A 13,455-nucleotide genomic window follows, 5' to 3' on the forward strand; every position below is an offset into this window, starting at 1 on the left:
TCAAGCCGTTGATCGCGGCAATCACAGCCTGAGAAACGCCCGCGTCCTCGTGGTCAGGACGGACGTCCGCAAGGCCGTTTTTACACGACCAAGACCCATCTGAGACATTTCGCTAGCATCCCACATTGTAGTAGCGAAGGCCCATTCCAGAGTTCTGCTTTGAACCGACACGATGGTCTTCCCTCAGCTTGAGGGCAGGCATGAGGCGACGAAAATTCCCGATCCCATACCTGGAGGCGGGGCGTTGGCCCGGGTTCTCATCGTAGGCGTTTGACTCAAATCAAATAGAACCCGCCTTAGGCTCATAGGGTTTTGCATGGTGGGCTGTCGCGAGGTTCTTTCCAAAACTCTATCGGTGAAGAGTTCATGTCCAGGCGCGTACCTCCTGTCGAAAACCGTGGTCGATCCATTCGGTTCTGGTTGGGGTTGCTCCTCGTGGTCTGCACCGTTCCGGCAATGCTGGTCGCCGGCTACCTGATCACCGACTCGTATATTGCGGCACGCGACAATGCAGAACGCAATACCGTGGCCACAACACGCGCGCTGATGCAGGCGGTCGACCGCGAGCTGCTCAGCGTCCAGTCGAGCTTGCGGGTGCTTGCAAAGTCACCCTACCTGCAGTCCGGTGATCTTGCCGCCTTTCACGAGCACTCGCGCGAACTGCTGCAGTGGCTGACAGGCAATGTAATTGTCATCGCGGACGCGGCCGGACAACTCCTGGTCAGCACGATGGTCCCCTACGGTCAGCCGTTGCCCAGAACCAGCATCCCAGGCCTGGTCCGCACCATCTTCGAGTCCGGCCGACCTGCGATTTCCGATTTTTATATCGGAGCCACATCGAGACAGCCTCAAATCGCCGTCGGTGTGCCCGTGTTTCGGGACGGGAAGGTCGCGTATGCGCTTGTGATGGGCATTCTTCCCGCGAATGTTGCCGTAATCTTGGAGCGGCAGAAGATACCGGAGGGCTGGATCGTGGCGATCCTCGACACCGGCGGGACTATCGTCGCCCGGACCAAAGATCCGGAACTGTTCATCGGCCAGCAGGGAACGCCTGAATTCCAACGCCAGACGTCGAGGGCGCAGGAGGGCATATACGAGACCCCGACGCTGGAAGGTATCGCAGTCATCGGCGGATACCACCGGTCGTCGATCACGGGCTGGATGATCGCATTCGGCGTTCCCAAGAGCGTCTATACGACGAATCTGCGATGGGCACTGATGATCCAGAGCGCTACCGCGGTCCTCGTGCTGTTGCTCGGTGCGTTGTTGGCGGCAAGTATCAGCAGGCGAATCGTCCGCTCGATCCGCGCGATGACGACCCCGGCGCTTGCGCTGGGACTGTCCAGGAAGATTGATGTCCCGACGGTCGAAATTCGGGAGGTGAACGAGCTAGGTCACGCTCTGACAACGGCTTCCCAATTGATCAACCAGCGCGAGGTCGAGCGCGACGAGGCGCAGCACCAAAAAGCGCAAATCGAGGAGTCGCTCCGGCGATCACAGAAGCTGGAAGCGATTGGCCAGATGGCCGCCACCATCGCCCACGATTTCGGAAATCTGCTCACCCCGATCCTAGGAAACTTGGATATGCTCGAGGAGCGGATCGATGATCCCCGCTCGCGATTGCGTATCAATAATGCCCTGGCTAGTGCCAAACGGGGCCAGCAGCTCGTCCGCTCCCTTATGGCCTTCGCACGCCAAGAGCCGTCGGCAGTGACGATCATCGACATCAATCAGGCGATCCTTGCCATGGAGGGAGTGCTGGAGCAGTCGCTGGGCACAATCGGCAAGCTGATCTTCAACCTCGCATCGGAGGCTTGGCCCGTACGCGGCGACGCAACCCAACTGGAGATGGCGATCATCAACCTGGTCGTCAATGCGCGCGATGCCATGACCGCGGAAGGCACCGTGCAAATATCGACGATGAATAGGACGCTGCACGGCGAGCTCGACAATCTCTCGGGCGATTACGTGGCAGTCGCGGTTTCCGACACGGGCTCGGGCATGCCGCCTGAAATCCTCGCGGTTGCATTCGAGCCCTTGTTCACGACCAAAGAGCCGGGCAAAGGCACCGGGCTCGGTCTCGCCAGCGTTTATAGATTTGCCAAACAATGCGGCGGTGTCGCGGTGATCGAGAGTGAGCTCCGCAAGGGAACCACGGTCACGATCTATCTGCCGCGTGCGCGCAACGACGCAACGACTGATAGCGGTGACTCTCGGCTCGGCCAGGCCGCCGACCTGGGCGACGTGAAGTGACGTGCTTGGCCCATTTCGGGCCCAGAGGTCATTGATTGCGACGGTGTCGTTGAGAGCCACAGCAGACATCTGCCGAAGATGCGACAGCCTCTTCGTATCCGGCGGCCGGCCAGGCCGCATCATCCCGCAAGGGGTGGGAGGACTCGTAGTGGTCAAAGCAAGTTGACCCGATCTGCTTCATCCCCCGACATCCACGCCGCCATGCGCATGCTCTGGTAACATGAGTTCGCCCGGCGAATCGTGGTCACAACCGTCCTACAACGTGCCAGGTTGCGATGGCCGTCCTCCAGCTCTTTCGAGGTTGAACGCTTACCTGCCGAAAATTCCGCCCACCACGCGGTGCATCGCACCGCCGATCGCGCCGATGGGACCTCCGACATTCCGCTGATGTCGCGCGCGCCCCGTGCTGCGACGGGCTTGGCGGTCGGATTTGGCAGCCTCGGCGGCTGCGTCCATCAGGACCTTGTGCTGGGCGGCATTGAGGAAGCCGGTCGTGGGATAGCCGCGCTCCTCCTGCCAATGGGCGAGGGCGGCGCGGGTCTGTTCGTCAAACGTCCCGTTGATCTTGGTGCCGAACCCGAGCCTGGTCAGCCCTCGTTGCACGGCGCGACGCTTCGCCTTGGTGAGGCCGATCTGGTTCTCGGCCTGCTGGTTGGCGTCCTGGGCAGCGATCACGGTATCGGCGGGTGCCGACGCTTCACGAGGTGTGCTGCTCAGACCAGCGTCAGCGACCTGCGCGCTTCCGGCGATCGCTAGGAGGGACAGTGCCAGGATCAAGGCGCGCATGGCCTTTCCTTCGCCGATGATACGTTTCTAGAAGAGATACAGCGCGCCGAACTGAACGATCAACATCCGGTCATGCCGCTCCGTGCGATTGCAGGGTAACTGCGGCCCGGGCGGCACGGTTCCCTGGCCCCGCGCCATTGTTCCCTCGCGTTGCACGCGGAGCACGCGATCGGAGCGCACCTGGGAGGTGTCCAGCAGTGGCCGCGATCCCGGATCGTCGTGGGCGAGCCAGCCGCGGCAGGCAAGCCGTCGCATAGCCGCGAATGCGTATCTAATTACCCTTCAACTGCTCAGAGCTCCCCATTGGGCGGCTCTTTCTGCATGCGAAGTCAAATTTCGATTGAAAATCCAAATCGTCACATTCCTGCTGCATCGCAAAACGCTCATACCGCCATGCAATATAATCCGTTGTATCTGGCATCTGGTATACGTAAATTCTCCTCAGTCAGAACGTCATACCGCCTCACTGAAGGAGACAAACCATGGCCAAGACCGTCGCCCTCCCCCTCGTCCAGCCCGTGTCGCTGTTCGGCCGCCTGCTGGCGACCCTCGACCGCGTGCTGATGACCAGCGCCCGCGCCGCCAACCGCAACGGCGACCTGCCCTATTTCGGCCTCTGAGGCTCGGCGCGCTTCGCGCGCGCAGGCAACCCTCGAAGCCCAACCAAGAGCCCCGGATCTCCGGGGCTTTTGCTTTTGCGACCCCCACGCGACCTGCGACATATTGGCCCCGTGGGCGTCCCACCCGATCTCCTCAATTGCGGTCGGTCACCTCTTCATACCAAAATCAAATCGGTCGATTTGCTGCGGATGCTCCTCTTGCTGCCTGATCCCGGCTGCCAACACAACTTTTGGCTGCATGGGCATGGCAAGGAAGTCCGGGGCTGGCGACGGCCTGAAGCTGGTCACGGTGGGGATGACACCGGCGGGCTCGACAGGTCGGTGGTGGTTCGATTGGGCACAGCGGCCGGAAGAAGCCGTGCGCTCTCGGGAATGAAGGGGAGAAAGCGTCGATGAAGCGTTCCGTGCGCGTGGCCGTTATGGCTGGCATCGCCCTGATGGCAGGGCATATCCCGGCTCTGGCGGGATGGGAGCCTGTCCGGCCGGTCGAGTTCATCGTTCCGGCTGGCACCGGCGGCGGTGCCGATCAGATGGCCCGGACGATCCAGGGCATCGTCACCAAGCACAACCTGATGAAGCAGCCGCTGGTCGTGATCAACAAGTCCGGTGGCGCCGGCGGCGAAGGCTTCCTCGACGTCAAGGCGTCGGCCGGCAATCCCCACAAGATCATCATCACGCTGTCGAACCTGTTCACGACGCCGCTCGCGACCGGCATTCCGTTCAACTGGAAGGACCTCACTCCCGTCGCGATGCTGGCGCTCGACGAGTTCGTGCTCTGGGTCAATGCCGAGAAGCCCTACACCACCGCCAAGGACTACGTCGATGCGGTCAAGCAGGCCGGCGGCACCCTCAAGATGGGCGGCACCGGCTCGAAGCAGGAAGACCAGATCATCACGGTAGCCATGGAGAAGGCGACCGGCGCGAAGTTCACCTACATCCCCTACAAGGGCGGCGGCGAAGTGGCCGTGCAACTGGTGGGCAACCACATCGATTCCACCGTCAACAATCCGATCGAGGCGGTGGCGCAGTGGCGCGGCGGCAAGGTCAGGCCGCTCTGCGTGTTCGACGACAAGCCGATGGGCTTTGACGAGCCGATCACCGACGGCAAGGCCTGGAAGGACATCCCGACCTGCAAGTCTCAGGGGCTCGACATCGAATATCTGATGCTGCGCGGCATCTTCATGTCGCCACGGGCCACCAAGGACCAGATCGAATACTACGTCGACCTGTTCAAGAAGGTGCGAGAGACGCCGGAATGGCAGGACTTCATGAAGACCGGCGCCTTCAACACCACCTTCATGACCGGTGCGGACTACGCGAAGTGGGTCGAGACCGAAGAGAAGCGGCACGAGCTCCTGATGAAGGAAGCCGGCTTCCTGGCCTCGAACTGAGCGGCTCGCATGAGAAGTCACGGTGGATCGGCCGGCCCCAGCCACAAGGCGGTCGAGGCCGGCGTCACGCTGGCCATCGCGCTGTTCGGGATCATCGTGATCATCGGCAGCGTGAAGGCTGGGATCAATTGGGGCGCCGAGGGACCGCGGGCGGGGTTCTTCCCGTTCTACGTCGGCCTGCTCGTCGTCGCGGCCAGCGCGATGAATTTCCGCAACACGCTGCGCGAGGACGACGGCCGTGTCTTCGCCGAATGGGGCCAGCTCCGCCAGGTCATGAGCGTGGTGGTGCCGACGGCGATCTATGTCGGCGCCCTGCCCTTCATTGGCCTCTACCTCGCGTCCATGATCTTCATCGCCTGGTTCATGCGGTGGCTCGGCAAATATGGCTGGCTCACGGTGGCAGCGGTCGCGATCGGCATGCCGGTCGTGACCTATCTGATCTTCGAGCGCTGGTTCATGGTCCCCCTCCCCAAGGGGCCGATCGAGGATTGGCTCGGACTCTAACAAGAAAACTCATCCGCTGAGGGTTGCAGGACCAAGCTGGCATGGAAGAACTCGCCAATCTGTTTCACGGCTTCGCAGTCGCCCTCCAACCGTTCAACATCATGGTGATGATCCTCGGCATCGTGCTCGGGGTGATCATCGGCGTGCTGCCGGGACTGGGCGGCGCCAACGGCGTCGCGATCCTGCTGCCGCTGACCTTCAGCATGCCGCCGACCTCGGCGATCATCATGCTGTCCTGCATCTATTGGGGCGCGCTGTTCGGCGGCGCCATCACCTCGATCCTGTTCAACATCCCCGGCGAACCATGGTCGGTCGCCACCACCTTCGACGGCTACCCGATGGCGCAGCAGGGCAAGGCGGGCGAGGCGCTCACGGCAGCGTTCACCTCGTCCTTCGTCGGCGCGCTGTTCGCGGTCATCATGATCACGCTGATCGCGCCGCTGGTCGCCGGCTTCGCGCTTCAGTTCGGCCCGGCCGAGAAATTCGCCGTCTATTTTCTCGCCTTCTGCAGCTTCGTCGGCCTGAGCAAGGAGCCGCCCTTCAAGACGATCGCGGCGATGATGATCGGCTTCGCGCTCGCGGCCGTCGGCCTGGATTCCATCACCGGCCAGCTCCGCCTCACCTTCGGCGTCACGGAACTGCTCAACGGCTTCGACTTCCTGATCGCCGTGATCGGCCTGTTCGGCATCGGCGAGATCCTGCTGACGATGGAGGAAGGCCTGAGTTTCCGCGGCGGCAATGCGCAGATCAACCTGCGTGTCGTGCTGCACACCTGGAAGGAGATGCCGGCCTATTGGGTCACGTCGCTGCGCTCCTGCCTGATCGGCTGCTGGATGGGCATCACCCCCGCCGGCGCCACGCCGGCCTCGTTCATGAGCTACGGCATCGCCAAGCGCCTCTCCAAGCGCGGCAAGAATTTCGGCCATGGCGAGATCGAAGGCGTCGTTGCTCCGGAGACGGCAGCCCATGCGGCGGGCACGGCGGCGCTGCTGCCGATGCTGTCGCTCGGCGTGCCCGGCTCCCCCACGGCCGCGGTGCTGCTCGGCGGCCTCTTGATCTGGGGCCTGCAGCCAGGCCCGATGCTGTTCGTCGAGCAGAAGGAATTCGTCTGGGGCCTGATCGCCTCGATGTATCTCGGCAACCTCGCCGGCCTGCTCGTCGTGCTGACCTGCGTTCCGGTCTTCGCGGCGATCCTGCGCATTCCCTTCAGCATCATCGCACCGCTCATCCTCGTGCTCTGTGCCATCGGCGCCTATTCGGTGCACTCGAGCACGTTCGACGTGGTGCTGATGCTGGTGTTCGGCGTGCTCGGCTATCTGTTCAAGAAGTGCGGCTATCCGCTCGCGCCGCTGGTACTCGCCATCGTGCTCGGCGACAAGGCCGAGGAGGCCTTCCGGCAGTCACTGCTGGGATCCCAGGGATCGCTCGCGATCTTCTTCTCCAACGGGCTGGTCGGCACCATCATGGCGCTCGGGTTGATCGCGCTGTTCTGGTCGGCGATCCAGCAGGGCTACAACCGGTTGCGGGCGCTCGCCGCATAAACTCGCCCTTGCTCCGATAGTTGAACTACAAATATCCTCTGCTGCGTCGTATTGTCGCTGCAGCGATTTGCCTTGCTTCTGCAGGCTTTTTTCATCGCTCGCTGGCCTAGCATCGGGCACGGGCTCGATGAATCCGCTTGTTTATTGGCATATCATATACCAAACTCCGCATAGCTGTTAGGACAAGAATAGACAGCCTGGAGGAAACATGACGGACTTGGCTCACGCGGGGGCGCCCGCATCTGCAAGAGTAAGCGACGCCTATCGCTGGACGCAGCTCGCGGTTGGCGTCCTGGCGATGGTGATGATCGCCAACTATCAATATGGCTGGACCTTCTTCGTCCCGGATATCGCCAAGACCTTCGGCTGGGATCGCGCGTCGATCCAGTGGGCCTTCACCCTGTTCGTGCTGTTCGAAACCTGGCTCGTGCCGGTCGAGGGCTGGTTCGTCGACAAATACGGCCCGCGCATCGTCGTGCTCGTCGGCGGCGTGCTCTGCGCGATCGGCTGGATGATCAACGCCTACGCCACCTCGCTCAACGGCTACTATCTCGGCATGATCATCGCGGGCATCGGCGCCGGCGGCGTCTACGGCACCTGCGTCGGCAACGCGCTGAAGTGGTTTCCCGACAAGCGCGGCCTCGCGGCCGGCATCACCGCGGCCGGCTTCGGCGCCGGCTCGGCGCTCACCGTCGCGCCGATCCAGGCCATGATCCGCGACTCCGGCTTCCAGACCACCTTCCTGTATTTCGGTCTCGGCCAGGGCATCATCATCGTCATCCTCGCCTTCTTCCTGTTCGCGCCCAAGGAAGGCCAGGTGCCCGCGGTCACTCAGAACACCAACCTCGTCCAGAGCCGCCGCAACTACAACCCGACCGAAGTGATCCGTCAGCCGATCTTCTGGCTGATGTACTTCATGTTCGTGATCGTCGGCGCCGGCGGCCTGATGGTGACGGCCAACCTCAAGCCGATCGCCGGCGACTGGAAGGTCGACAACATTCCGGTGACGCTGATCGGCATGACCATGACGGCGGTGACGTTCGCAGCCACCATCGACCGCGTTCTGAACGGCCTGACGCGTCCGTTCTTCGGCTGGATCTCGGACATGATCGGCCGCGAGAATACGATGTTCATCGCCTTCGGCATGGAAGGCATCGGCATCTGGGCGCTGTACATGCTCGGCCACGATCCGGTGTGGTTCGTGATCCTGTCCGGCTTCGTGTTCTTCGCCTGGGGCGAGATCTACTCGCTGTTCCCCTCAACCTGCACCGACACGTTCGGCACCAAGTTCGCCACCACCAATGCCGGCCTGCTGTACACAGCCAAGGGCACGGCAGCGCTGCTGGTGCCGATCGCGAACTACATGCAGCAGTCATCAGGCAATTGGGACCGCGTCTTCATCATCGCGGCCGGCGCCAACATCCTGGCATCGATCCTCGCGATCGCGGTGCTCAAGCCCTGGCGGAGGGTCGTGGTGCAGAAATCGACGCTCTGACGGCCTCTTCGCGCTGCAACAAAAATAAAAAAGAACACTTCCAGATTGACGACGCTCGGCATTTTGCCGAGCGTTTTCTTTTGCTTGGCGGACGATTTCGGTCTCGCTGCAAAGCAACATGTCGCACCCTATGTCGCAGGCCATATTGCAGACTGGAATATATTATACCAGAATGACTTCGTGCGCAGATGAGGAGCGCGCTCGCAGCGGCATCCTCCAAGAGAGCGCGTTAGGGAGGACACATGGTTTCCAGCACAGAGGCGACACCGCCTGTCCAGGCACAGTCCAGCGGCTTCCGCTGGCTCCAGCTCGCGATGGGCATCATCTGCATGGCGATGATCGCCAACCTGCAATATGGCTGGACACTGTTCGTCGATCCGATCGACGCGAAGTTTCACTGGGGTCGCACGGCGATCCAGCTGGCCTTCACGATCTTCGTCGTCACCGAAACCTGGCTCGTGCCGGTCGAGGCCTGGTTCGTCGACAAATACGGCCCGCGCCTCGTCATCATGTTCGGTGCCGTCATGATCTCGCTGGCATGGGTGCTGAACTCCTACGCCGACTCGCTCACCCTGCTCTACGCCGGCGCCGTCATCGGCGGCATCGGCGCCGGTGCGGTCTACGGCACCTGCGTCGGCAATGCGCTGAAATGGTTTCCCGACCGCCGCGGCCTCGCCGCCGGCGCCACCGCGGCCGGCTTCGGCGCGGGCGCCGCGCTCACCGTCGTGCCGATCGCCAGCATGATCGCCTCGAGCGGCTATCAGAGCGCCTTCTTCACCTTCGGCATCGGCCAGGGCCTGATCGTGTTCGTGCTCGCGATCTTCCTGCGGCCGCCGACCCACGCCGCGCCTGCGCGCAAGAAGCAGCTCAACCTGCCGCAGAGCAAGATCGACTATACGCCGCCGCAGGTGCTGCGCACGCCGATCTTCTGGATCATGTATCTGGTGTTCGTGATGGTGGCCTCCGGTGGCCTGATGACCGCCGCCCAGATCGCCCCGATCGCGCACGACTTCAAGATCGCCAACGAGCCGGTGTCGCTCGCCGGCTTCCAGATGGCGGCGCTGACGTTTGCGATCTCGCTCGATCGAATCTTCGACGGCTTCGGCCGTCCGGTGTTCGGCTGGATCTCGGATACGATCGGCCGCGAGCACACCATGTTCATCGCCTTCGGCACCGCCGCTTTGATGCTGCTGACGCTGGCGAATTACGGCCACAACCCGATCGTGTTCGTGCTCGCGACCGCGGTCTATTTCGGCGTGTTCGGCGAGATCTACAGCCTGTTCCCGGCGACCTCGGGCGATACGTTCGGCAGCAAATATGCCGCGACCAACAACGGCATGCTCTACACCGCGAAGGGCACCGCCTCGCTTCTGGTCCCGCTCGCGAGCCTCGTCTCCGCCAAGTATGGCTGGCAGGCAGTGTTCGTGATCGGCGTTGCGCTGAACGCGACGGCGGCGCTGATGGCGCTGTTCGTGATCAAGCCGCTGCGCCGCGCCTTCATCCTCGGCAAGGAGGCGGCGGTCACCCAGCCTGCGGCGCAGGACGTTCGCACCACGGCGTAAATCACCCGCTTCTTCCCGCGACTGCAGGAGGCGCATCCCGATGCGCCTCCTTTTCTTTTGGCGCGCCGTGCATGCCAGATGCCAACCCGAGCATACATTTGACAGCATCGCTGACCTTATTTTCCCGACCGTCTGCCCGAAAAACATCAAGATCCCAATTGACTTCTGGCATAACGTATACCAGACTTCCTCCTGTTCAAGACAACAAACGGGAGGGTGCCATGAAAGTCGGAGACATCCTGCGCAACAAGACGGCGCGCGTGATCACGGTGCGAATGAACGAGACCGTCGGCGTCGCGGCGCAGCTGATGCGCGCCAGCAATGTCAGCGCCCTCGTCGTGAAGGACGTCGTCCGCACGGAAGGCAACACCGCCGCCGGCATGTTCACCGAGCGCGACGTGGTGCGCGCCATCGCCGAGCACGGCGCCGCCGGCGTCACCATGAAGGTCTCGCAGTTGATCTCGCCGCAGCGGCTGATCTCCTGCAGCACTGAGGACACGCTCGAGCACGTGCGGCATCTGATGAACGTGCATCACATCCGCCATCTCCCGGTCATCGTCGACTTCGCGCTCGCCGGCGTCATCAGCATGCGCGACGTCTCCAGCGCCTTCGACGAAGCGGAAGCTCCGGTCGCCGCCTGACGCGCCCAGCCCGGTCAGCTGAACCGGTTCATCCCCCAGGGGGTCTTGTCGGAGCAGCGCGCCGCCGGTTAGGCGGTGCGCTGAGAACAGCGGCACAGTAAGGTCGCCGCTCATTCTGACCGACAGGATTCCTCGCGATGAAAGCCTATGTCTACGGCGCCCAGGGCGCCGCGATCACCGATATCGCCAAGCCCGCGCCGAAGGGCACGCAGGTCCTGGTTCACGTACGCGCCTGCGGCCTCAATCGCGCCGATCTCGGCATGACCAAGGGGCATGTGCATGGCGCCGCCGGCGGCGTCGGCACGGTGCTCGGCATGGAATGGGCCGGCGAGGTCGCCGAGCTCGGTCCCGATGCCAGGGGCGTGAAGATCGGCGACAAGGTGATGGGCTCGGGCAGCGCCGCGTTCGCCGAATACACCCTCGCCGACCACGGCCGTCTGTTCCACGCGCCGTCGAACATGAATTTCGACGAGGCCGCCACGCTGCCGATCGCGTTGACCACGATGCACAACGCCGTCGTTACCAACGGCGCTTTGCAGCCGGGCCAGCGCGTGCTGGTGCAGGGTGCGAGCTCCGGCGTCGGCCTGATGGCGATGCAGATCGCCAAGCTCAAGGGCGCCTCGCTGGTGGTGGGCTCCTCGACCGATGCGATGCGCCGCGGACGGCTCAACGAGTTCGGCGCCGATCTCGCCATCGACTCCAGCGATCCCGCCTGGGTAGATCAGGTGCTGCAGGCGACCAACGGCGAGGGCGTCGATCTGATCATCGACCAGGTGTCCGGCAAGGTCGCCAATCAGAACCTCGCCGCGACCAAGGTCCTCGGCCGCATCGTCAATGTCGGCCGGCTCGGCGGCACCCATGCCGACTTCAACTTCGACCTGCACGCGGCGCGCCGCATCACCTACGTCGGCGTCACCTTCCGCACCCGTTCGATCGAGGAGATCCGTACGATCTTCGACGAGGTGAAAAAGGACATCTGGAGTGCGGTCGAGCAGCGCACGCTGCGGCTGCCGATCGACCGCGTCTTCGCCTTCGACGACATTGGCGCGGCGTTCGCGCACATGGAGGCGAACAAGCATCTCGGCAAGATCGTGGTGACCTTGTGAACGCAACCTTCTGAGATTTAGAAGCACTCCAAACAGCGCGCGGTCCACGCCTTTGGACCGCGCGATCCCGGCTTTCATGGTGCGGCCTCGGCTGCTACATCCGCCGCCATGAGAGACGCCGCCTCCCATGTCGATTCCGGGAAAACCCGTGTCGCCGCGATCTCGATCGCGGCGAGCGCCAGCATGGCCGCGGCGAAGTTCATCGTCGGCATCCTGATCGGCAGCCTCGCGCTCGTCTCCGAGGCCCTGCACAGCGCCGTCGACGTCGTCGCCACCGTGATCACCTGGATGGTGGTTCGGGTATCGGACCGGCCGGCCGACGACGAACATCATTACGGCCATGGCAAGCTGGAGAGCCTGTCGGCGCTCGGCGTCATCGCCCTGCTCTACGTGCTGGCCGGCGGCGTGCTGGTGGAATCCGTCAGCCGGCTGCGCGAGGCGGCGCCACCGCCGTCGCTGTCGGCGATTCCGTTCGTAGTGCTGCTGGTCGACATCGCCGTCAACTTCTGGCGCGCCCGCGCGCTGCACCGCGCCGCGCACGAGACCCACAGCCAGGCGCTCGCCGCCGACGCGCTGCATTTCGCCTCCGACGTGCTCGGCTCGATTGCCGTCATCGCCGGCCTGGTCCTCACTGCGTTCGGGTTCTGGTGGGGGGATTCCGCCGCCGCGGTCGCGGTCGCCCTGATGATCTCGGTGCTCGGCCTGCGGCTGGCGCGCTCCACCGTAGAAACACTGCTCGACCGTGCACCAGAGGGCGCGGCCGAAAAGGCGCGCGCCGCGATCCGTTCGATCAGCGGCGTCGTCGATGTCGAGCGGCTGCGGGTCCGGCTCGTCGGCGCAACGCATTTTGTCGACGCCACGGTGCAGGTGCCGCGCACCTACCCGATCGACCGCGTGCACGAGATCAAGCGCGATGCGCAGGCCGCGGTCGATGCCAGCCTGTCCGGCGCCGACGTCACCTTCACGACGGTGCCGGTCGCGCTCAGCAATGAGAGCGTGCGCGAGCGCATCATGGTGATCGCGCGCAATTCCGGCCTCGCGATCCATCACGTCACCGTCCATGACGTCGGCGGCCGCCTGATCGTGGCGATCGACCTCGAGGTCGACGGCGACATGAGCCTGTTCGCGGCGCATGCGATCGCGCACGAGCTGGAACGCAGCATCCGCGACGAATTCGGCGCCGACGTCGAGGTCGACACCCATATCGAGCCGCTCGAGCCCGAGCTGCCGTTCGGCGTCGACGCGCCGGCGCAGCGGATCGCCGAGATCGCCGCCGCCCTGCAGCGTCTCGCCGCCGAGACCGACATGTACGACGTGCACAATGTCCGCGTCCGCAACACCGACGCCGGCGAGATCGTCAACTTCCACTGCCGCGCGGCGCCGTCGATGAGCGTGCTGAAGGTGCACGACAACGTCGACCACATCGAGCGCGGGGTGCGTCGCGCCTTCCCGAGCGTCAAGCGCGTCATCAGTCACGCCGAGCCGCCGCACGGCTGAAGCCTGAACGTCATGCTGCGTTCCCGCTTCGGACTCACTCTGCCGGCTTTTCGCCATGG

At 63.6% G+C, this 13,455-nt stretch carries 12 protein-coding genes; 10 read left to right on the plus strand and 2 right to left on the minus strand.

Going from position 1 to position 13,455, the window contains the following annotated elements; all coding sequences use genetic code 11:
- The first annotated feature begins 366 nt into the window (after positions 1-366).
- Positions 367-2,253 (plus strand): ATP-binding protein, encoded by a 1,887-nt coding sequence (locus QW863_RS18150; protein ID WP_315729392.1) that lies wholly within the window; start codon positions 367-369, stop codon positions 2,251-2,253.
- Between the two features lie 309 nt (positions 2,254-2,562).
- On the opposite strand, the gene QW863_RS18155 is transcribed toward QW863_RS18150, so the two are convergent.
- Entirely contained in the window at positions 2,563-3,039 is a 477-nt protein-coding gene (locus tag QW863_RS18155; RefSeq protein ID WP_315716174.1) for a peptidoglycan-binding domain-containing protein, read from the minus strand.
- Between the two features lie 482 nt (positions 3,040-3,521).
- Between QW863_RS18155 and QW863_RS18160 the strand changes: the two genes are divergently transcribed.
- From QW863_RS18160 to QW863_RS18195, 8 genes are all read left to right on the plus strand, one after another.
- Positions 3,522-3,659 carry a hypothetical protein gene (locus QW863_RS18160; RefSeq protein ID WP_315716173.1) on the plus strand — a complete coding sequence of 46 codons (138 nt, stop codon included), beginning with the start codon at positions 3,522-3,524 and terminating at the stop codon, positions 3,657-3,659.
- A gap of 392 nt (positions 3,660-4,051) precedes the next feature.
- Complete coding sequence (locus QW863_RS18165) at positions 4,052-5,050, plus strand: tripartite tricarboxylate transporter substrate binding protein (protein ID WP_315716172.1); 999 nt, start codon at positions 4,052-4,054, stop codon at positions 5,048-5,050.
- A gap of 9 nt (positions 5,051-5,059) precedes the next feature.
- Positions 5,060-5,554, plus strand: a complete 495-nt coding sequence (locus QW863_RS18170; protein ID WP_315716171.1) for a tripartite tricarboxylate transporter TctB family protein — start codon at positions 5,060-5,062, stop codon at positions 5,552-5,554.
- Between the two features lie 41 nt (positions 5,555-5,595).
- On the plus strand, positions 5,596-7,095 hold the full coding sequence (locus QW863_RS18175; protein ID WP_315716170.1) for a tripartite tricarboxylate transporter permease: 1,500 nt from the start codon (positions 5,596-5,598) through the stop codon (positions 7,093-7,095).
- A 208-nt stretch (positions 7,096-7,303) separates the two neighbouring features.
- The gene (oxlT, locus tag QW863_RS18180; protein WP_315716169.1) at positions 7,304-8,590 is read left to right on the plus strand and encodes an oxalate/formate MFS antiporter; all 1,287 of its coding nucleotides are present in this window, start codon (positions 7,304-7,306) and stop codon (positions 8,588-8,590) included.
- A 242-nt stretch (positions 8,591-8,832) separates the two neighbouring features.
- Complete coding sequence (gene oxlT / locus QW863_RS18185; RefSeq protein ID WP_315716168.1) at positions 8,833-10,152, plus strand: oxalate/formate MFS antiporter; 1,320 nt, start codon at positions 8,833-8,835, stop codon at positions 10,150-10,152.
- 221 nt (positions 10,153-10,373) lie between these two features.
- A complete protein-coding gene (locus QW863_RS18190) occupies positions 10,374-10,793 on the plus strand; it encodes a CBS domain-containing protein (RefSeq protein ID WP_015665845.1) in 420 nt (139 codons plus the stop codon).
- Between the two features lie 137 nt (positions 10,794-10,930).
- Positions 10,931-11,899, plus strand: coding sequence for a zinc-binding dehydrogenase (locus tag QW863_RS18195; protein ID WP_315716166.1), 969 nt, complete (start codon positions 10,931-10,933; stop codon positions 11,897-11,899).
- Positions 11,900-11,973: 74 nt separating this feature from the next.
- Here the strand turns inward: QW863_RS18195 and QW863_RS18200 are convergent, their stop codons facing one another.
- Positions 11,974-12,102, minus strand: coding sequence for a hypothetical protein (locus QW863_RS18200; RefSeq protein WP_315716165.1), 129 nt, complete (start codon positions 12,100-12,102; stop codon positions 11,974-11,976).
- Between QW863_RS18200 and QW863_RS18205 the strand changes: the two genes are divergently transcribed.
- On the plus strand, positions 12,083-13,396 hold the full coding sequence (locus QW863_RS18205; RefSeq protein ID WP_315716164.1) for a cation diffusion facilitator family transporter: 1,314 nt from the start codon (positions 12,083-12,085) through the stop codon (positions 13,394-13,396). The two genes, QW863_RS18200 and QW863_RS18205, sit on opposite strands and share 20 nt — an antisense overlap.
- Positions 13,397-13,455 lie beyond the last annotated feature (59 nt).

It is taken from the genome of Bradyrhizobium sp. SZCCHNR1017 (assembly GCF_032381375.1).
Taxonomy (GTDB): Bacteria; Pseudomonadota; Alphaproteobacteria; order Rhizobiales; family Xanthobacteraceae; genus Bradyrhizobium.

Coding starts and splice junctions, on each gene's coding strand:
- QW863_RS18205 (WP_315716164.1), top strand. CDS start 12,083: ATGGCCGCGGCGAAGTTCATCGTCGGCATCCTGATCGGCAGCCTCGCG.
- QW863_RS18155 (WP_315716174.1), bottom strand. CDS start 3,039: ATGCGCGCCTTGATCCTGGCACTGTCCCTCCTAGCGATCGCCGGAAGC.
- QW863_RS18190 (WP_015665845.1), top strand. CDS start 10,374: ATGAAAGTCGGAGACATCCTGCGCAACAAGACGGCGCGCGTGATCACG.
- QW863_RS18175 (WP_315716170.1), top strand. CDS start 5,596: ATGGAAGAACTCGCCAATCTGTTTCACGGCTTCGCAGTCGCCCTCCAA.
- QW863_RS18160 (WP_315716173.1), top strand. CDS start 3,522: ATGGCCAAGACCGTCGCCCTCCCCCTCGTCCAGCCCGTGTCGCTGTTC.
- QW863_RS18195 (WP_315716166.1), top strand. CDS start 10,931: ATGAAAGCCTATGTCTACGGCGCCCAGGGCGCCGCGATCACCGATATC.
- oxlT (WP_315716169.1), top strand. CDS start 7,304: ATGACGGACTTGGCTCACGCGGGGGCGCCCGCATCTGCAAGAGTAAGC.
- QW863_RS18200 (WP_315716165.1), bottom strand. CDS start 12,102: ATGAACTTCGCCGCGGCCATGCTGGCGCTCGCCGCGATCGAGATCGCG.
- QW863_RS18150 (WP_315729392.1), top strand. CDS start 367: ATGTCCAGGCGCGTACCTCCTGTCGAAAACCGTGGTCGATCCATTCGG.
- QW863_RS18170 (WP_315716171.1), top strand. CDS start 5,060: ATGAGAAGTCACGGTGGATCGGCCGGCCCCAGCCACAAGGCGGTCGAG.
- QW863_RS18165 (WP_315716172.1), top strand. CDS start 4,052: ATGAAGCGTTCCGTGCGCGTGGCCGTTATGGCTGGCATCGCCCTGATG.
- oxlT (WP_315716168.1), top strand. CDS start 8,833: ATGGTTTCCAGCACAGAGGCGACACCGCCTGTCCAGGCACAGTCCAGC.